At 61.0% G+C, this 18,838-nt stretch carries 16 protein-coding genes and 1 rRNA gene; 9 read left to right on the top strand and 8 right to left on the bottom strand.

Annotated features, from left to right (window positions below):
* Nucleotides 1-142 precede the first annotated feature (142 nt).
* The 4 genes from rrf to DK871_RS13075 all read left to right on the top strand — a co-directional run bounded on the left by rrf (nucleotide 143) and on the right by DK871_RS13075 (nucleotide 4,014).
* Nucleotides 143-258, top strand: a 5S ribosomal RNA gene (gene rrf, locus DK871_RS13090).
* 190 nt (nucleotides 259-448) lie between these two features.
* Nucleotides 449-1,108, top strand: a complete 660-nt coding sequence (locus tag DK871_RS13085) for a paraquat-inducible protein A (RefSeq protein ID WP_003188275.1) — start codon at nucleotides 449-451, stop codon at nucleotides 1,106-1,108.
* Nucleotides 1,095-1,718 carry a paraquat-inducible protein A gene (locus tag DK871_RS13080; protein ID WP_044271248.1) on the top strand — a complete coding sequence of 208 codons (624 nt, stop codon included), beginning with the start codon at nucleotides 1,095-1,097 and terminating at the stop codon, nucleotides 1,716-1,718. The genes DK871_RS13085 and DK871_RS13080 overlap by 14 nt, the downstream gene beginning before the upstream one ends.
* Complete coding sequence (locus tag DK871_RS13075) at nucleotides 1,711-4,014, top strand: PqiB family protein (protein ID WP_161905328.1); 2,304 nt, start codon at nucleotides 1,711-1,713, stop codon at nucleotides 4,012-4,014. Before DK871_RS13080 ends, DK871_RS13075 begins: the two co-directional genes overlap by 8 nt.
* A gap of 184 nt (nucleotides 4,015-4,198) precedes the next feature.
* On the opposite strand, the gene mksF is transcribed toward DK871_RS13075, so the two are convergent.
* Genes mksF through mksB form a run of 3 tightly spaced genes read right to left on the bottom strand, consistent with a single transcriptional unit; the run spans nucleotide 4,199 to nucleotide 9,010 of the window.
* Nucleotides 4,199-7,039, bottom strand: coding sequence for an Mks condensin complex protein MksF (gene mksF / locus DK871_RS13070; RefSeq protein WP_161905327.1), 2,841 nt, complete (start codon nucleotides 7,037-7,039; stop codon nucleotides 4,199-4,201).
* Nucleotides 7,036-7,743 carry an Mks condensin complex protein MksE gene (gene mksE, locus DK871_RS13065; protein ID WP_003188281.1) on the bottom strand — a complete coding sequence of 236 codons (708 nt, stop codon included), beginning with the start codon at nucleotides 7,741-7,743 and terminating at the stop codon, nucleotides 7,036-7,038. The genes mksF and mksE overlap by 4 nt, the downstream gene beginning before the upstream one ends.
* Nucleotides 7,733-9,010, bottom strand: a complete 1,278-nt coding sequence (mksB, locus tag DK871_RS13060) for an Mks condensin complex protein MksB (RefSeq protein WP_032893713.1) — start codon at nucleotides 9,008-9,010, stop codon at nucleotides 7,733-7,735. The genes mksE and mksB overlap by 11 nt, the downstream gene beginning before the upstream one ends.
* A gap of 187 nt (nucleotides 9,011-9,197) precedes the next feature.
* Between mksB and DK871_RS13055 the strand changes: the two genes are divergently transcribed.
* Both DK871_RS13055 and rimI read left to right on the top strand, forming a co-directional pair.
* Nucleotides 9,198-9,944, top strand: coding sequence for an energy transducer TonB (locus DK871_RS13055; RefSeq protein ID WP_161905331.1), 747 nt, complete (start codon nucleotides 9,198-9,200; stop codon nucleotides 9,942-9,944).
* Complete coding sequence (rimI, locus tag DK871_RS13050) at nucleotides 9,937-10,389, top strand: ribosomal protein S18-alanine N-acetyltransferase (protein ID WP_003188286.1); 453 nt, start codon at nucleotides 9,937-9,939, stop codon at nucleotides 10,387-10,389. Before DK871_RS13055 ends, rimI begins: the two co-directional genes overlap by 8 nt.
* Nucleotides 10,390-10,522: 133 nt before the next feature.
* Here the strand turns inward: rimI and DK871_RS13045 are convergent, their stop codons facing one another.
* The gene (locus tag DK871_RS13045) at nucleotides 10,523-10,927 is read right to left on the bottom strand and encodes a serine kinase/phosphatase (RefSeq protein ID WP_161905326.1); all 405 of its coding nucleotides are present in this window, start codon (nucleotides 10,925-10,927) and stop codon (nucleotides 10,523-10,525) included.
* A 138-nt stretch (nucleotides 10,928-11,065) separates the two neighbouring features.
* Here DK871_RS13045 and can point away from each other — a divergent pair, with 138 nt between their 5' ends.
* A complete protein-coding gene (gene can / locus DK871_RS13040) occupies nucleotides 11,066-11,710 on the top strand; it encodes a carbonate dehydratase (protein ID WP_003188288.1) in 645 nt (214 codons plus the stop codon).
* Here the strand turns inward: can and DK871_RS13035 are convergent.
* From DK871_RS13035 to acpA, 3 genes are all read right to left on the bottom strand, one after another.
* Entirely contained in the window at nucleotides 11,707-12,231 is a 525-nt protein-coding gene (locus tag DK871_RS13035; RefSeq protein ID WP_161905325.1) for an SET domain-containing protein-lysine N-methyltransferase, read from the bottom strand. The two genes, can and DK871_RS13035, sit on opposite strands and share 4 nt — an antisense overlap.
* Nucleotides 12,232-12,366: 135 nt before the next feature.
* Nucleotides 12,367-13,536: a hypothetical protein gene (locus DK871_RS13030; protein ID WP_161905324.1), complete on the bottom strand. Its 1,170-nt coding sequence runs from the start codon at nucleotides 13,534-13,536 to the stop codon at nucleotides 12,367-12,369.
* A gap of 119 nt (nucleotides 13,537-13,655) precedes the next feature.
* On the bottom strand, nucleotides 13,656-15,356 hold the full coding sequence (gene acpA / locus DK871_RS13025; protein ID WP_161905323.1) for an acid phosphatase: 1,701 nt from the start codon (nucleotides 15,354-15,356) through the stop codon (nucleotides 13,656-13,658).
* Between the two features lie 156 nt (nucleotides 15,357-15,512).
* On the opposite strand from acpA, the gene DK871_RS13020 reads away from it, so the two are divergent.
* Complete coding sequence (locus DK871_RS13020) at nucleotides 15,513-15,803, top strand: nucleotidyltransferase family protein (protein WP_057701733.1); 291 nt, start codon at nucleotides 15,513-15,515, stop codon at nucleotides 15,801-15,803.
* Nucleotides 15,804-15,912: 109 nt separating this feature from the next.
* Here DK871_RS13020 and DK871_RS13015 read toward each other — a convergent pair whose 3' ends face one another.
* Nucleotides 15,913-17,331 carry a short-chain fatty acid transporter gene (locus DK871_RS13015; RefSeq protein ID WP_003188294.1) on the bottom strand — a complete coding sequence of 473 codons (1,419 nt, stop codon included), beginning with the start codon at nucleotides 17,329-17,331 and terminating at the stop codon, nucleotides 15,913-15,915.
* Nucleotides 17,332-17,517: 186 nt separating this feature from the next.
* Here DK871_RS13015 and DK871_RS13010 point away from each other — a divergent pair, with 186 nt between their 5' ends.
* The gene (locus DK871_RS13010) at nucleotides 17,518-18,822 is read left to right on the top strand and encodes an MFS transporter (protein WP_161905322.1); all 1,305 of its coding nucleotides are present in this window, start codon (nucleotides 17,518-17,520) and stop codon (nucleotides 18,820-18,822) included.
* Nucleotides 18,823-18,838: the final 16 nt, after the last annotated feature.

Below are 18,838 nucleotides of genomic sequence, written 5' to 3'. Positions count from 1 at the left end.
TTGACTACTCTAACGAGCATCAGATTGCGGTGTGTGAAGACGAAAATGAACCGAAAGTTCGACGCTCACAAAACACCAAGCTCTATCACATACCCAATTTGCTGAAGCGAGGCCAGCTGGCCGCGACTCAGTACCCGAATTTCTTGACGACCATAGAGCATTGGAACCACCTGATCCCATCCCGAACTCAGCAGTGAAACGATGCATCGCCGATGGTAGTGTGGGGGTTCCCCATGTGAGAGGAGGTCATCGTCAAGATTAAATTCCGAAACCCCAATTGCGAAAGCAGTTGGGGTTTTGTTTTGGGCGCTCGAAAAGTGTCCACCTTGTCCCCGTACACTTATTCCCCCCAACCCCGACCTGACTACCCCGACAAATTTGCACAGTTATTTCTGAGCGACACCACTAGAATAGCCACCTAACCATTTTTAGAGTCAGAGCCCTATCTATGCCCGATCCGGTTGATGCCCGCGAGGTGTCGGATTTACCGCTGGACGATCTGGTGGCATGCCATGAGTGCGACTTGCTGATGCGCAAACCAACGCTCGCCCTCGGCGAAAAAGCCCAATGCCCACGTTGCGGCTACGAGCTATACGCTCACCGGCACAATGTGGTCGAGCGCAGCCTCGCCTTGGTACTGGCAGCCCTGCTGCTGTACATCCCCGCGAACTTTTTGCCCATCATGCAACTCAATCTACTCGGGCAGTCCTCGGAGGACACCGTGTGGAGCGGCGTCGTCGGCCTGTTCGATACCGGTATGCAAGGCGTTGCCGCCGTGGTGTTCCTGTGCAGCATGGGCATCCCCTTGCTCAAGCTCCTGTGCCAATTGGCAGTGCTACTCAGCATTCGCTGGAACATAGGGCGCAATTACGGGCTGCTGCTGTACCGCATCTACCACCACATGAAGGACTGGGGGATGTTGGAGGTCTACTTGATGGGTGTGCTGGTGGCGATCGTAAAGCTCGCGGACATGGCCTCCATCACCATTGGCCTGGGTCTGGTCTGCTTCGTCAGTCTATTAATGGTCCAAGTTCTGCTTGAGGTGGTGATGTCGCCCCATCAGATCTGGCAAGCGCTGTCAGGAGAGGATGACCATGCGGGCGATTGATGCAGGCATTCTGATTTGTACCGAATGCCATGAGTTGAACAAGCAGGAAGCGGATACCGATGAGCAGCTCTGCACCCGTTGCGGCGCGCTGATCCATGCCCGTCGTCCCAATAGCCTCACGCGCACCTGGGCGCTGTTGATCACCGCGGCGATCCTGTATATCCCCGCTAACCTGTTACCCATCATGACGGTCAACTCCCTCGGCCAAGGCGACCCCAGCACCATCATGTCGGGTGTCATCCAGCTGGTGCAGCACGGGATGTTTCCTATCGCGGCCGTGGTGTTCATCGCCAGTATCCTGGTACCGACCTTCAAGTTGGTCGGCATTGGCCTGCTGCTGTTCTCGGTGCAGCGTCACCAACCGCTGTCCGCGCAACAACGCATCGTGATGTACCGCTTTATCGAATTCATTGGGCGTTGGTCCATGCTGGATATTTTCGTGATCGCCATCCTGGTGGCGGTCGTTAACTTTGGGCGACTCGCCAGTGTCGAGGCCAACCTCGGCGCTGCGGCGTTCGCCAGTGTGGTGATCTTGACGATGCTTGCCGCAGTAACTTTCGATCCCCGACTGATTTGGGATAACACGGAGTCGGACGACGACCATGAGTGATTTGCCTAAAGCTAAAACCCGCCCAGCCTCTAACTGGTCGGCCATTTGGGTGTTGCCCCTGATTGCCCTGATCATCGGTGGCTGGTTGGGGTGGCGTGCCTATTCCCAGCAAGGTATCGAGATTCAAGTTCGCTTTGAGAGCGGCGAAGGCATTCAGGTCAACAAGACCGAAGTGGTCTACAAAGGTATGACCGTGGGCAAGGTCAAAACCCTGGCCCTGGATGACGAGGGCAGCAATCGCGGGGTGATCGCCACCATCGAGATGAACAAGGACGTTGAGCAGTACCTCAAGACCAACACTCGCTTCTGGTTGGTCAAGCCCAGCGTCAGCCTTGCCGGCATCACCGGCCTGGAAACCCTGGTCTCGGGTAACTACATCGCCGCCAGCCCCGGTGATGGCGAGCCCACCCGCAAGTTCAAGGCGCTCTCCGAAGAGCCGCCGTTATCCGACGCCAAGCCCGGCTTGCACCTGACCCTCAAGGCCGATCGCCTGGGCTCGCTGAACCGTGGCAGTCCGGTGTTCTACAAGCAGATTCAGGTCGGCCAGGTCAAAAGCTACCTGCTGTCCGAGGACCAGAGCACCGTCGAGATCAAGGTTTATATAGAACCGACCTACGCCAACCTGGTGCGCAAACACACGCGTTTCTGGAACGCCAGCGGCATTAGTATCGATGCCAACCTTTCCGGTTTGAAAGTGCGCAGCGAATCCCTCTCCAGCATTGTCGCCGGTGGTATTGCCTTCGCCACGCCAGAGAATCGCAAAGACAGCCCGCCCACCGACCCGAGCCTGCCTTTCCGTCTATACGAAGATTTCGATGCCGCGGCAGCGGGCATCAAGGTCAAGGTCAAACTCACCGACTTTGAAGGCCTGCAGGCCGGGCGTACGCCGGTCATGTACAAAGGCATCCAGGTCGGCAGCCTGAAAACCCTGAAGGTCGACCCGGACCTGTCCAGCGCCAGCGCCGAGCTGACCCTCGACCCATTGGCCGAAGACTACCTGGTCGAGGACACGCAATTCTGGGTGGTCAAACCGTCCATCTCCCTGGCAGGCATCACCGGCCTGGAGGCCTTGGTCAAGGGCAACTACATTGCGATTCGCCCAGGCGACAAAGGCACCCCCCCACAACGCGAATACGTAGCCCGCGCCAAGGCGCCGCCTTTGGACCTGCGTTCCCCGGGCCTGCACATGGTGCTGCTCACCGACAGCCTGGGCTCGTTGGATGTCGGCAGCCCGATCCTGTACAAGCAGGTCAAAGTCGGTTCGGTGCAGAGCTACCAGTTTTCACGCAAGAAAAAACAACTGGTGATTGGCGTTCATATCGAGAAGGAATACGAAAGCCTGGTCAACGGCTCGACGCGCTTCTGGAATGCCAGCGGCGTCACCCTCACGGGCGGGCTCACTGGCGGTATCCAGGTCAAAAGCGAATCCCTGGCCAGCCTGATGGCGGGCGGTATCGCCTTCGAAACGCCGGAACCGAACGTGCCATTGAAACATCGCATCCCGCGCTTTCGCCTGTATGCCGACCGTGATGCCGCCAACCAGCACGGCACTCTGGTGACCATCAAAGTCGACCGTGCCGACGGTTTGAGCGTCGGCACACCGGTGCGCTTCAAGGGCCTGGATGTGGGCAAGATCGAGAGTGTCGACCTCAGTGCCGACATGCAGTCGGTGCTGCTCAAGGCGCGTATCACCCAGGTCGCGGACCGCATCGCGCGTACCGGCAGTCAGTTCTGGGTGGTCAAGCCGGAACTGGGGCTGATGAAGACGGCTAACCTGGAAACCCTGGTCACCGGCCAATACATCGAAGTGCAACCGGCCGCGAAAAACGCCGGCCCGCAGAAGAGCTTTGTCGCCCTGGCCCAGCCGCCCGAAGCGGTGCATCAGGAAGCTGGCCTGAGCCTCACACTCAGCGCCGCCCGCCGTGGTTCGTTGAAGGAGGGGGTACCGGTCACATACCGTGAAGTGACGGTGGGTAAAGTCACCGGCTATGAACTGGGCCAGACCGCTGACCGCGTGCTGGTGCACATCCTGATCGAGCCCAAGTACGCACCGCTGGTACGCAGTGGCAGCCGCTTCTGGAACACCAGCGGCTTTGGCCTCGACTTCGGCTTGTTCAAGGGCGCGACGGTGCGGACCGAGTCCCTGGAGACATTGGTGGCCGGTGGGATCGCCTTTGCCACGCCGGATGGCGAGCGCATGGGCAACCCGGCACGGCCGCAGCAGACGTTCCCGTTGTTCGACAAGTTTGAGGATGAGTGGCTGACCTGGGCGCCCAAGATTCCACTCGGTAAATAGACCGAGGCGCGGCTATCGCGGGCAAGCCCGCTCCCACATTCGATCGCATCCCTACAGGGAAACTCGATCAACTGTGGGAGCGGGCTTGCCCGCGAAGAGGCCCACAAAGACGCCACAAAAACCAAGCCGAAAAAAAAGGCCGCGATCCAAAAGATCGCGGCCTTTTTACTTTCAGTACAACCCGTCAGACTTCATCCAGCTCCGGCTCGTCCGCCCGCACATTCATCGTCGCCTTCACCACATCATGGCGACGGATGTACTTCCAGTCCGCCTCATCGATGTAGATCCCGTTCGGCCCGCTGCCGCCTTCCAGGTCGATCGCCACCTGGGCGGACACCTGCGGCTTTACACTGGCCAGGATCGGCACAAAGCCCAGTTGCAGGCTGGTTTCCAGCAGCGCTGCCTGGTTCTTCTCATCGATGTCTGCTGCTTCATCCAGGTAGTACGGCAAGCGCACGCGACCGGCCTGGTCGCGGTCCATCAGGTGCAGCAACAAATACATGTTGGTCAGCGCCTTGATGGTCATGGTGGTGCCGTTGGACGCAGCGCCGTCGATGTCGGTATGGATTACCGGCTGGCCGTGGACCTTAGTGATTTCGAACGCCAACTCGAACAAGTCCTTGAGGCCCAGCTGGTTATGGTTAGCGGCTACCAAGCGAGCCAGGTATTCCTTGGCTTCTTCGTTCTTGTTGTCCTGTTCGGCGCTCTGGCTGAGGTCGAACACCGAGAGGGTCTCGCCTTCTTCATACTGACCGGCACTGTGGATGATCTGGTCGATATGCTTGAGCGCTTCCTTGTTCGGCGCCAGCACAATGCGGAAGCTTTGCAGGTTGGAGACCTGGCGCTTGTTGATCTCGCGGTTGAACAGCGCCAGCTGGTGTTCCAGGCTGTCGTAGTCGCTGCGGATGTTGCGCAGGGTACGGGCGATGTCGGTGACCGCTGCACGGCGCGCCTTGCCGAGGGTCAGCGCCTCGTCGGTACGGTGCGCATAGGCGTTGATCAGCAACTGCAGACGACGCTCCATGTCATCCTCACTGTCGAACTTGGCCACGCCCTTGAGACGCACCTGGGCGTACAGCGCTTCGATCTGGCCATCGGCGCGCAGCAAGCCCTGCCAGCTGTCCTGATAGTCATTGAGCAGCGGCAACAGGTTGTCCATGGAGTCGTCGACCGGGTCCATGAATGGCGTGCCGAACGGCAGGTCCGCCGGCAACAGCTGACGACGTCGCAGCGCGTCATCCAGCGTGCGTTGCTTGGCTTCCATATCGCCGATCTGGCGGCCGACCAATTGCAGCTTGGCCGACAGTTGCTGGACGCGCTCGGTAAAGGCATCGCTGGAACGCTTCAACTCGTCCTGGGCAGCTTCCATCTGCGCCAGGGTTTCCAGCTTCTCGCCTTCTTCTGCGCTCAGGGTCTGGGTGCGGCGGAAGTCTTCCAGAGCCTTCTGGGCATCCAGCACCTGTTGGTACAGCGCTTCGGTCTGGGTCTTGCTTGCGGCGCGGTCAGAGGCCACGGCCTGCTGGGTTTTCAGCTGCTTGAGCTCTTTTTCCAGGCGCTCTTTCTGGTCGCGTAACGCGGCGCGGTCCGCCAGGGCCTGCAAGGCAGGCGGCTCGATGTGCGAGATATCGATGGACAGCCCCGGCACTTCAAAGCGCTCGCCCTTGAAGCCATCGAGGATCTGCTCCAGAGATTTGACCCACTGGCCGTCTTCGTCCAGCGTGATGCCATGTTCGCCCAGCGGCAGACTGAACAACGAGCTGTTGAACAGGCGCATCAGGCGCTCGACATCCTGCTGCGAGAACTCTTCGCGCAGCTTGGCGTAGCTGTTGTTGTCCGCGTGATCGAGTTGCTGCTTGACCGACTTCAAGCGCTTTTCCAGGTCGCGCAGGCGCTCTTCCAAGTCCTCGGCGCTGAACTGTCGCGACTGCGCCAAGGCGCCCGCCAGTTCATCGTGAGCGTCCTTGGCGGCGAGCAGTTGTTGCTCCAGCATCTTGACGTCATCCACCAGGGCAAAGCGGTGCTTGAGCACCGACAACTCGCCCAACCAACGCTGGATGCCGCTGATTTCCCGCTCCAGGCGCATCAGCTCCTGGGTGCCACCGCGCTGGTCGCTCTGCAGCGCGTCTTGCTCGTTGCGGTAGTGTTCGGCCTGGATGGTCAGCTCTTCCTTGCGCGCACTGGCGTAGTCCGACCAGGTGCCCAGCAACGAGTCCAGCAGCGGCGACAGGCGATGCAGTTTGCCGCGCAGGGCGTCGCGCTGTTTCACGCCATTGGCCAAGGCTTCAACCAAGGGGCCGGCTGCCACCAGCGAGTTGTAGTCCTGCTCCATGCGTCGCACATCGCGGAAGGCTTCTTCACAGGCCGCGATGTAATCGACACTGCCCGAACGCAGGCTGTGTTCGAAGGCATCGAGGAACAGTTGCTTGAGCTTGGCCGCTGTGATTTCGCGCATGTGCAGCAGGTTGATAAACAGCGCGCGGAACGTCTTCAGGCTCTGCTCGCTGGTGGAGCGCAGCGGAATCAGGGTCAGGTCCAGCGGGATCGACGTATGCCCGCCCACCAGCAAACGCCGCAGCTCATCGGGCTTGAGTTCGTAGGCTTTCAGGCCCTCGCGCTCAAGGTTGGTGAACAGCTCTTTCTGGCGCAGGCAGGTGTCGTTTTTCTGGTAGTGGGCCAGGTCCAGCTTGCCGGCGTAGGCAAAGAACTGGTGACCAAAGCCACCGCCCGGGCCGCGGCCGACCACGCCGATAACGTGGGGGCCGTGGGGCAGGGAGACTTCCACCAGGATGTAGCTGGTGTCGGTGGCAAAGTAAAAACGCCGCGATTGTTCCAAGGTGTACTTGCCGAAACTCATGTCCGACATGCGTGCCAGGATCGGGAACTGCAAGGCGTTGATCGAGGCGGATTTACCCAGGTTGTTGGCGCCGTACACCGACAGCGGTTCTTCCAGCGGGAACAACCCCAGGCTGTAACCGGCGGTGTTCAATAGGGCGAAGCGGCGGATGCCGTAGCGTTCCTTACTCATGCGTCGGTCTCCTGTTCTTCGGCAATGGCACGGGCCAGGGCATCTTCTTCGCTTTCTTCGGTGAAGGCGCTCAAATCCAGCGGGTCATCGGTCTTCAGCAGTTTCTCATCGCTGTCTTCGTCGATGATCACCGGCGCCGGCAGCGGCAATACGCTGTGCACGCTGGCGGCAAGGTCGCGGTCTTGCTGCACCGACAGGCACACATCCAGGAAACGGTGCATCGGCGGCAGGAAGCGGTAGATACCGTTGTCTTCGCTGGCAAAACCCAGTTGGGTCATGCGGCGCATGATTTTTTCTTCGAGCTCTTCCTGGGTTTGCACCTCGGCCTGGATAAACAGGTCGCGGTATTTCTCCAGCAACGAAGGCAGCTCATCGCGGCCCAGGCTGCCACCGTCGAGCACGGCAATCGGGTCGCGACCCTGGTCGGCCAGGTGTTCGACGATGATGAAAGTAAACAAGGCCAGGCGCTGGGCGGTCTTGTTCACCTGCGCGGCAGCCACGGCAGTGTCCGGCACGAAGTAATAGAAGCCGCGGGTATCGCACACCAACTCAAAACCCAGGGCCTTGAACAGCGTGCGGTACTGGTCCTGGAAGTTCGACAGTTGCGCGTACAGCTCCGGGTCGCGGCGGCTGACGTGGTAACCCTTGAACAGCTCGCGAAAGATCGGCGCCAGCTGGGACAGTTCGGATAGATCAAGATGCATAAGGCGTGCTCGCAGAATTCTCGGTGGCATCGACGCCGGCCGGGAGCAGGGCGAAGGAGCGCAGGCTGACCTGGTGCTCGTGGGTGTGGTAATCGCGACGTTCCAGGCGCTCGCGCTTGAAGCGTTTTTCCCGGGACAGGCGCGAGAACCAGTACAGCAATTCATCGGTGGCGCCGTCCGGTTCCTGCTCCAGCAGCCAGGTCATCAGGTCGGGCATCGGCAGCGCATCTTCGCAGCGCTCGAGCATTTCCTTGACCGTACGCGGTGCGCGCTGGGCTTCGCCTTTGTGGGACTTGTGCGCCTTGGGGAAACGCGCCGGTTTAGGCTCGAAATTGGCCAGGGCATACACATAGGCTTCGACCTGGCTGGCACTGCCCAGAAAGGTGCTTTGCGGCCGCGTGAACATCGGCATCGCCGCTTGCGGCACCGCGTCCAGGCCTTTGCGGCGAATCGCCGACAGGGCCAGCGCTGCGCCACGAGTCACGGCGTTATGCCTGCGTGCTTCTTCACGCAGCGGCAGCAGCAACTCCCGCGCATGGCGCAAGGTCAACTGGGCGCTGGTTTGCATTTCGAGGATGCGTGCGTGGGTGCGCAGCAGCATGTCGTCATCCACCAGGTGGCCAAGACGCTGTTGCTCGGTGAGCATGCGCAGCAGCACGTTTTCCACCTTGCGCACGCCTTGCTCGAAGGCGCCGTCGGCGTTCACCAACTGGATCATCGGCTCGACGTATTCGTCCCAGGTCGCCAATACTTCGGCGTAACGCTGGCGCAACGGGATCTGCCGGTCGCTGGTCTTGGCGCGGTCGGCCACGGCGGCGAGGGCCTGTTCGTCGTTGGCGAGCTTTTTGAGCACATCGCGCACGCGCATATCCAACAGGCGCAGTTGCCGGGCCAGGTCGTGGCCGTCGCGGATGTCGAAGGCGTCCTGGATGTAACCGGCCAGGCGCTCCAGGTGGCGCAGGTAGGCTTCGATTTCCAGGCACAGGCCAAGCCGGTGCTCCTTGCGAAGATAGGCGAGGAAGTCGTGGATCTGCGCGTTGAGCTCGAAACGGTTCGGGCTCTTGGCGACAGGTACCAGGATATCCAGGCGAATCCACACGTCCAGCAGGCTGGTGATGTCCTGGGGCGTGCTGTCCAGTTGTTGGGCGGCCAACTGTGCGCGCAGCTCGGCCAGGCTCAGGGTGCCTTGGTCGAAGTGTTCGCACAGAGGCTCAAGTAAGGCCCAGTGTTCGGCGAGGGCGCGCAGGACGCGCTTGGGTTCGATCATGGGAATGGCCGGCTGGTTGGCGATTAAAAGTCGCGATTGTACTGCATCACGCGCGGGATTTATCCACAGCCGGTCAGTGCGCAGTGGGCGATTGTGGTTGAACAGCGGTAGAATCCCCGCTCTTTACTTATCCACAAGTGGCCGAGCTGTGCTTATCGAGTCCCGACGTCGCGCTTACTTGACCGCCATGCAGGTGGTCAACTGGCTGCCCCGCACCGAACTGCCGTTTGCCGCGCCGTCGCGGCCCGAGCTGTTGCAGGCGCTTGAGCCCTATGAGGCGTTCGAGTCGTCGGGAGAAGAGGCGGCCGCGCCTGTGGCGGTGGTCAAACCCACCCCTGAGGCGCGTCCGGCGGTCGAGCGAGCCAAGATCGAAGTGCCGCGCCCGGCGCCGGTGACCAAGGCTGCCAAGGCGGTCGAAGAGGCTGCGCCGGTGGCCAAGGCGCCGGTGGTGCCGCCGCCACGCTTTGCCCTGCAATTGCTGCGGGCCGGGCGTTGCCTGCTGCTGGTGGAACTGCCGACCGGCGAACGTTTCCAGTCCCGTGACCCGGCCTACCTGTTGCTCAAGGACATGCTGCGCGCCGCCGGCCTGCCCGACAGCCCTCAGATCGTCGGTGAGCCGGTGCGCTGGCCGCTGCTGGTGCGCGGCACCATGGACCAGGGCCCCGAGGCCGCACGGGATTTCGTCCAGGGGTTTGTCTCGGCGCGTCTGGAAGACGAGCCCTGCGTGTGCCTGTGGCTGATCGGCCTGCCCGCCGTGCGGTTTGCTGGTGAAGCCAATGCCGAGGCCTGGTACCGCGAGCTGCAGGTTGAAGGCCTGGGTACGGTGTGGGCCCTGCCGGGCCTGGAATTATTAATGGAAGAGCCACAGCGTAAGGCTGATGTCTGGCAAGCCATGCGCCGGCTGATGGCGCGCTGGAAAACAACTGATGAGTGAGGCTTTATCCTTCCGCCCGATGACCGAGGCCGACCTCGACGCCGTGCTGAAAATCGAATACGCAGCGTTCAGCCATCCCTGGACCCGCGGGATTTTTCTCGACGGGCTGGGCAAGTACCAGATCTGGCTGATGTTCGAAGGTGAGCAGCAAGTGGGGCATGGAGTAGTGCAGATCATCCTCGATGAAGCGCACTTGCTGAACATTACCGTGAAGCCGGAAAACCAAGGCCGCGGTTTGGGCCTGGCGCTGCTGGAGCACTTGATGTCCCGTGCCTATGCGGCCAACGCCCGGGAATGTTTCCTGGAAGTGCGTGACAGCAATACCGGCGCGTTTCGGTTGTATGAGCGCTATGGCTTCAACGAAATTGGCCGTCGCCGGGATTACTACCCGGCGGTGGGTGGCCGCGAAGATGCAGTCGTGATGGCCTGCACCCTCGTCGACTGAACAACCGTGAGCTGTAGGAGCGAGCTTGCTCGCGAAAAACGTCAACGATAACGCGTGCTTCCTGGATGAACGCGGCGCCTGTGGTTTTTTCGCGAGCAAGCTCGCTCCTACACCTACATAGGGTGATGGTCGATCAGCGCTTGCGGTTCAGTGGGTCCAGATCCGCCAGTTCCGCCTCATCCAACCCATTCCCGCCACCAATGTCATCTTCTTCCACGACGCTCAAGTCATAGTCGGCGGCATTGTCTTCGCCTTCCTCCTGCGCATCCCGCGCGCCATCCTCGTGGATCAGCGTTTCCGGGCTCATATCGTCATCGGTGGATTCATGATCATCCGTCGAAGCCCCGGTCAGCCCGGCTTCGCGTACCCGTTCGTCGGGCATCAAATGGTCGCGTTCACGGCGCGGCAGCTCGTCGCCGATTTCCGCGGTCTGGTCCTCTTCGTCAAAATCCAGCTCGCGCATCTCACCCATGCGGTCCTCGTTGTCATCGATCGGTTCCGGCTGCGTTGCGCCGTAGGGACGTCGTGATTCAGTCATGGCCAATCCTCATACTGTGGGGCTTATAGTGTGTGGACAGGCATGGCAGCCAAAAAATTCAAGCTAATTAGCGCCTGGCGTGACCCGGACGAGGGCTTGTCAGTCACAAAACTGCGCATCATTCCTGAGGCTTCCCTGATGAACGAACTACAAGACCTGCTTGATAACAACGAACGCTGGGCGGACGCGATCAAACAGGAAGATCCCGAATTCTTCGCCAAGCTCGCCCGCCAGCAAACCCCGGAATACCTGTGGATCGGCTGTTCCGACGCCCGTGTACCGGCCAACGAGATCGTCGGCATGTTGCCTGGTGATCTGTTCGTGCACCGCAACGTCGCCAACGTGGTGCTGCACACCGACCTCAATTGCCTGTCAGTGATCCAGTACGCGGTGGATGTGCTCAAGGTCAAACACATCCTCGTCACCGGCCACTACGGCTGTGGCGGCGTGCGTGCGTCGATGCAGGACCGCCAGTTCGGCCTGATCGACGGCTGGTTGCGCACCATTCGCGACCTGTACTACGAAAACCGCGATGTGCTGGCCCAGTTGCCCACCGAAGAAGAGCGCGTAGACCGCATGTGCGAACTCAACGTGATCCAGCAGGTAGCCAACGTCGGCCACACCAGCATTGTGCAAAACGCCTGGCACCGTGGGCAGAGCCTGTCGATCCATGGCTGCATTTATGGCATCAAGGACGGCCGCTGGAAGAGTTTGAACACCACCATCAGTGGCTTTGAGCAACTGCCGCCGCAATACCGCCTGCGTCCGTTGGGCGAAGCCTAACGTCGCTTGTGCTCGCGCCACCAGGCCATGAAGGCCTGGCCCTCGGCGTTCAGCGGCTCCTTGCTGCCGGTGATCCAGCCCCGGCAGTTCAGCTCGCCGCAATGGCAAGCGAACTGCCGGGCCAGGGTGTCTTCGGTGGTGGCGTAATCCAGGGTCAGCAGGCTGCCGGCGTGGATGGGTTGCACCGTCCATAACTCCAGGTACGTGGTGTCCAGAAACACGTTCGGGTTGCAGGAGTGCTGTAACAGGCCGCAGAACCAGCAATCGTACAAGTGGATGCGGGGTGACAGCTGCAGCGTGTGCGGGCGACGTTCGCTCACGGCATATCCGGAAACCTGGGCAATACGCATGCGACTCTCAAAGGCCACGCGCGCTATGACCCTGGCCGCAACCCCTTCAGCCTCTTGCTTGACCTCAAAGTGCTCGGTCGAGGGGTAACCCTGCTCAACGAGCAGCGTCTTGAAGGGGTAAAGACAGTCATCCACAGCCGTTTTAGCCTTATCCATGGCTCGAGTTTTCATCACTCTCCTGAGCGGGGCTGCATGGACCTGCGGGTGTGACGGCCAGTCTTGCAGCAAATGGGCGCGGCCCCAGATTCGCTGAAGTTGGATCCGATTTCTACTGTCAAAGTTGACAGTAGAAACGGTTTATTCGTCTTAAAGCGCAGGGGCTGTGACGGTGGGCGTGGGAGCAGCATTTCTCAACAGTTTCAACTGCGCTTTGATAGGCGCTGTGGCGCACTTGGCGTTGGCCTGCTCGGGGGTCAGGTGGCGCACCGAGGTGTAGAACAGTTCACACGTCTGCTCCTTGCGCGTGACCTGCCAAGTGTTCAGGCAGGCCTTGAGCAATACATTCGCATCGCTGGCGGGTTTTTGGCCCATGCCGGCTTGCCAGCAGGCGGCGCTCAAATCCTGGCCCATCACTTTCAAGCCGGCGTCGTCGGCCTTTTGTTCGTCACCGTCATAACTGTCGGGGCTGGCCGCGTACCAAATGTAGCTTGGGTGGTTGGCGCCCAATACCGCGACGGTTTTGCCGGGCTCCGGGCTGATCTGCGCCAGGTTCAGCACGCCCACGGTTTGCCCGTACTGTTGCTTGATCCAGCTACGCACCGGCGCGCCGAAGGCCACCATGGGCAATGCGCCGCCAGGGCGCAAGCTCAGTTCCTTGACCATGCGGGTCTGGTAGTCGGTGAAATACCCATAGACGGTTTCCAAGTCTTTGCCGGCATTGGACGGCGCAGCGATGGGCGCGATATCGATGATGGTCTGGTACGCCGGCGTTTCGGTGGCCGGTACGCCATTTTCGCTCAACAAGGTGGCCCAGCGGTCGGTGGTGGCCGATTCCAGGTAATCCTGGGCCTGGGTCAGCGAGTAATCCGGAGGGAAGTGCAACAGCTCGATGCTTTTGCGGTTTTCCAGGGCCATGCCCAGCGGCAGGAACAGGTACCAGTTGTAGGCCCATTTGCCATCACTGTTGAGCTGGCGGGCACCTTGGTAAGCCAGGTCGGCGGTATTGAGCAGCGTGGTCAGCGGCTGGCCGTAGCCGTCTGGCACGCCGCTGAAGGTCGCAGTGACCTGACCGTCATGGGTCTTCACACTGACCTTGGCCCGGCTGTAACCGTCACGTTGCAGGCTCTGGTTCAAATAGTGTTCGGCGGTCTGCTCCAGTGACCATGGCCGAAAGCAGATCACATTGCAGTTGTTGGGGTACGCGAACAACTGGGTGACGCGCTGCGTGCTGCCCAGTGGCACCTCGATGTCGGCCTGTACGACCGCACTCGCCAGCAGTGCGACGAGGGTGAAGGACAGCCTGGTCAGTTTAAACATAGTCGATTCCTTGTCAGCGAAACCCGTCTGCGCGGGATGGAAGCCCACCTGCACACAGTAGCGGCTGACCAGGAAAATCGCGTATTAAATCGCCCGGCATGTCGTTATTGGATAAGCCCCTACAGGCTGAACTGCAAGGCATTGCTCAGATCGCCCATGGGGTTCTGGCCGCGCGCGATCATCGCATCATCGCGCTGCTTGAGGCCGTCCAGGGTCTCCAACTGGAACACCCGTGTGATCAATCGCAGGATCGATGCCGTGTCGTACACCGTATGGTCCACCGTGCCTTTGCGTGCAAACGGCGACACCACCAGCGCCGGGACCCGCGAGCCCGGGCCCCAGCGGTCACCCTGGGGCGGCGCCACGTGGTCCCACCAGCCGCCGTTTTCATCCACGGTCACCACCACCACCATGTTTTTCCACTGCGGGCTTTCTTGCAGCACTTTCAAGGCGCGGGCGATATGGCGGTCGCCCGAGGCCACATCGGCATAGCCGGCGTGCATGTTCAGGTTGCCCTGGGGTTTGTAGAAACTCACGGCAGGCAGCTTGCCGGCCTGGGCGTCGGCGAAGAACCGGTTGGTGCTCGACTCATCGCCCAAACCGCCGTCACGCAGGCGCCTGGCACGTTCTGCAGGGTTTTGCGGCCCTTGCTGCTCGAAGTAATTGAACGGCTGGTGGTGGTACTGGAAATTCGGAATCTTGGGGATGCCGCCGGAGTCCTTGAACTGCTCCAGGGTGGCTTGCCACGCACCGGCGTACCAGGCCCAGTCGATGTTCTTTTTCGACAGCTTGTCGCCAATATGCTCGTGGGTTTGCGGCACCAGCACATTGGGCAGGTCGGGCTTGGAGTAATCCGGGTTTTGCGGGTCGCGGATCCAGGTAGGCCAATAGGGTGGGGCCAGGGTGTTTACGCCGTAACCATCGGGTGTCAGTGCGCTGGGGCCAAACTGTGGCGGGCCGGTCATGGCGCTGGCCGGGGAGGTGTCCAAGGGCTTGAGGCGCGTGTCGCTGGGGTTATCGCTTTGCAGCGTAGCGATCTGCGCCTTGGCCACCGACTGCGCGGCATTGGGATAAAACGGCGCGGTGGCGCTGATCAGGTACTGATGGTTAAGGAACGAGCCACCAAACGCGCCCTGAAAGAAGTTATCGCACAGCACAAACTCCTTGGCCACGTCCCACAGGCGCAGGGCATAACGGCTCTGGGCGTAATGGCCCATCACCAGCCCACCGGAATCGCCCCAGGCGACAAAACCATCATTCTTTCCGCCGTTGATCTGCATCTGGTTCTGGTAGAACACGTGCCACAGGTCGCGAGTCACCAGGCTCAATGGCAGGTCTTCGCCCTGCGGGCCTTTGAGGGCGAAGGGTGCGTTGGGCAGGTTTTGCTGGAATTGCACTTCGCTTGGGTAGGTCACCCCGTCCACCGTTTGCGGGCCGACCTGCAACACACCGCCCCAGCTCGGTGGCAGGGCAGACAATACGCTGCCATCGCGGTCGCGCTGCTGGAAATCCTTGGCGGTTAACGCCGACAGCGGTTTCTCCACCCCGGGGAAATCTGCAAACAGGTTGTTGAAGCTGCGGTTCTCGGCGTAGATCACCACCACGGTTTTCACCTGCTCGCGCAGCGCCTTGTCCAGTTCCTGGGGCGTGAGCGGCCGCGTCACGGGTGAGCTCGGTGCTTCGCTGGTATTGCCGCACGCACTCAAGGTCGCCCCCACCCCCAACACCGCCGCACCGCCGAGGAAGCGCCGACGGCTGGTGTCTACCGGCGTTTTGGGGGCGGAGTTGGTTGTAGGGCGGTCGTTGTGCTCGTCACTCATTGCGGAGGAGTCCTTGGCGAGATGTTGCAAGATATTTCGCAGGACGGTAGCAATGGAATGTGACGGAACAAAGACAGGCGGGTGATGGGCGGAGCGTGTCTACACGGCTCAAGCGCTGCTAAGGTTGCAAGGTGTTGAACGTCGCCAAGGTGAACTGTGAAGCCTTCTACCGCACTTGATCTGAACAGGATCGCTATTCGTGTGATGGTTACTCGCTTTCGAGCCTTTAATCCGCGAGTCTTTGGCTCTGCTTCAATGGGCGAAGACAGAGAGGGGAGTGATCTTGACCTGCTTGTTGATGTACTCCCTGGCACCACGCTATTTGACTTGGGTGGCCTACAGGTAGAGTTGGAGGAGTTGTTGGGCGTTAAGGTTGACCTGCTTACACCCGGTGATCTGCCAGCAAAACTACGCCATCAGATATTGGCTGACGCCAAATCGGTATGACAGGGCGCAGAACATACTGTGGCAGCGGGCTTGCTCGCGAAGGCTGTGTGTCAGTCGCCGGATTTTTTCTGACAGTCCACATTCGCGAGCAAGCCCGCATCGACCCCTTTTAAGGCATCACAGGCGGCAAATACTTCAACGTCGTCCCCAACGCCCACAGCAAAAACAACACCAGCGGCGTATGCACCAGCAGCTGCACAAATGAAAACCCGATCAAATCCCGCGCCTTCAGCCCCAACACACCCAGCAACGGCAACATATAAAACGGGTTGATCAAGTTCGGCAGCGCCTCGGCGGCGTTGTAGATCTGCACCGCCCAGCCCAGGTGGTATTGCAGGTCATTGGCCACTTGCATCACGTACGGCGCTTCGATGATCCACTTGCCGCCACCCGAGGGGATAAAGAAACCCAGCACCGCCGAATACACACCCATCAGCAGGGCGTAGGTGTCGTGGGAGGCGATGGAGGTAAAGAACGTCGAGATATGGTGCGCCAGGGTCTGGCCGTCGCCGCCCTTGACCACGGTCATCAGTGCGGCGATCGAACCGTACAGCGGGAACTGGATCAGCACGCCGGTGGTGGTCGGCACCGCTCGGGCCACGGCATCGAGGAAGCTGCGCGGGCGCCAGTGCAGCAGCGCGCCCACCATGATGAACAGGAAGTTATAGGTATTGAGCCCCGAGATGGCGCTGATCGCCGGCTTGGTCGAGAACTCATGGAACAGCCAGCCGGCCGCCAGCAACGCCAGCAGAATGGTCAGCAACGGGCTGTGTTCCAGCCATTCACCGGGGCGCGTCGGCGCCTGCGGCTTGGGCAGGTTGAAGGCCGGGTCAATGCCGCAGGCCTTGGCGTCCCGAGCGCTGTTGGGGCCAGGCGCGGTGGCGTAGGCGATGATCAGCGACACCACGATCAGCGCCAGCAACAGCACGCCGGATTGCCACAGGAAAATGGTCTCGGTGAACGGGATCATGCCAGTGATCGACAGGATCGACGGCGGCAAGCTGGCGGGGTTGGCCTGCAACTGCGCGGCCGACGACGACAGCCCCAGCGCCCATACGGCCCCCAGGCCCAGGTACGCGGCAGCACCAGCGGCGCGGTAGTCCATGCGCAAGTCCGTGCGCCGGGCCAATGCCCTTACCAGCAAACCGCCGAACACCAGGGACAGGCCCCAGTTAAGCAACGACGCTACCATGGAGATCAACGCTACCCAGGCCACGGCCGAACGACCATTCTTGGGAATACGTGCCAGGCGGTCGATCAACTTCACCGCAGGTGGTGAGCTGGCGACCACGTAACCGCCGATCACCACAAAGGCCATCTGCATGGTGAACGGGATCAGGCTCCAGAACCCGTCGCCAAATGCCTTGGCTGCTTCGGCCGGTGCGGCGCCCATGCCCAGGGTCGCCACGGCGACAATGATCACGGCCAGGGCGGCAAACACCCAGGAGTCAGGAAACCAGCGCTCGGCGAAGTTGGAGCAACGCAAGGCAAATCGGGCATAGCGGCTGTCTTCGATAGCATCGGCCACGAGTCTTTCCTCTTGTAGTTATTATGGGGTTTGGCAGTTTTACGGCATGTTCCTCTACGGCCATTGATTTGGGAATGTAGTTATCTTCAACGATCAATGAGGAAAACAAATATATCCGTCGCGATTGCCATCGATGGGCTCAGCTCATAACCTGCACGCCATTTTGTTTGTCTGCCGAGCCTGCACATGACTGCCACCTTTTCCCCACGGGCGCAGCGTTTTTCCCGCTCCGACTACAAAACCCTGGGCCTGGCCGCCCTCGGCGGCGCCCTGGAAATCTACGACTTCATTATCTTCGTGTTCTTTGCGCTGACCCTCAGCCAACTGTTCTTCCCCCCAGAAATGCCCGAGTGGCTGCGCCTGCTGCAAAGCTTCGGCATCTTCGTCACCGGTTACCTCGCCCGCCCACTGGGCGGCATCCTGATGGCGCACTTTGCCGACCACCTGGGGCGCAAGCGCGTCTTCAGCCTGAGCATCCTCATGATGGCCTTGCCCTGCCTGCTGATCGGCATCATGCCGACCTACGCGCAAATCGGCTATTTCGCCCCGTTGATCCTGCTGGCGCTGCGCGTGCTGCAAGGCGCAGCGGTGGGCGGCGAAGTGCCCAGCGCCTGGACTTTCGTCGCCGAGCACGCACCGCGTCACCATCGTGGCTATGCCCTGGGTTTTTTGCAGGCCGGCCTGACTTTCGGTTACCTGCTGGGGGCGCTGACCGCCACCTTACTCGCGCAGGCCTTCACCCCCGCCGAAATCCTCGACTACGCCTGGCGCTTCCCCTTCCTGCTCGGCGGCGTATTCGGTGTGATCGGCGTATGGCTGCGCCGCTGGCTCAGTGAAACCCCGGTGTTCCTGGAAATGCAGGCGCGCCGCCAGGCCGCCGCCGAAATGCCCTTGCGCACCGTGCTGCGCGACCATCGCGCCGTGCTGCTGCCGGCGATGATCCTCACCTGCGTGCTGACGTCTGCCGTGGTGGTGCTGGTGGTCATCACCCCGACCATGATGCAGAAAACCTTCGGCATGAGCCCCAGCCATACCTTCGCCCTGAGCGCCCTGGGCATCGTCTTCCTGAATATCGGATGCGTCCTCGCCGGCCTGCTGGTGGACCGCATCGGCGCGTGGCGCGCGGTATTGGTCTACAGCCTGTTGCTGCCGGTGGGCATTGCGCTGCTGTACGCCAGCCTGATCGCCGGCGGCGTGTGGCTCGGCGCGGCGTATGCCGTGGCGGGCCTGAGCTGCGGTGTGGTGGGCGCGGTGCCGTCGGTGATGGTCGGGCTGTTTCCGGCGCAGGTGCGGGTGTCGGGCATTTCCTTCACCTACAACATCGCCTATGCGCTGTGGGCAAGTACTACGCCGTTGTTGTTGATCGCGCTGATGCCGACCAGTCCGTGGATCTGCGTGGGGTATTGCGTAGTGATGGGGGCGGTGGGGGTGGCGAGTGTGGCGCTGTTTGGCAAGCGCCACGCTATAGACCCTGTTACAAATGGCACCTAGGGCCATTAATTGACGG

Origin of the sequence: Pseudomonas sp. L13 (assembly GCF_009935965.1) — a bacterium.
GTDB lineage: Bacteria > Pseudomonadota > Gammaproteobacteria > Pseudomonadales > Pseudomonadaceae > Aquipseudomonas > Aquipseudomonas lactis.
The sequence above is the reverse complement of the archived record's forward strand: the minus strand, read 5'-3'. Positions and strand labels throughout refer to the sequence as shown.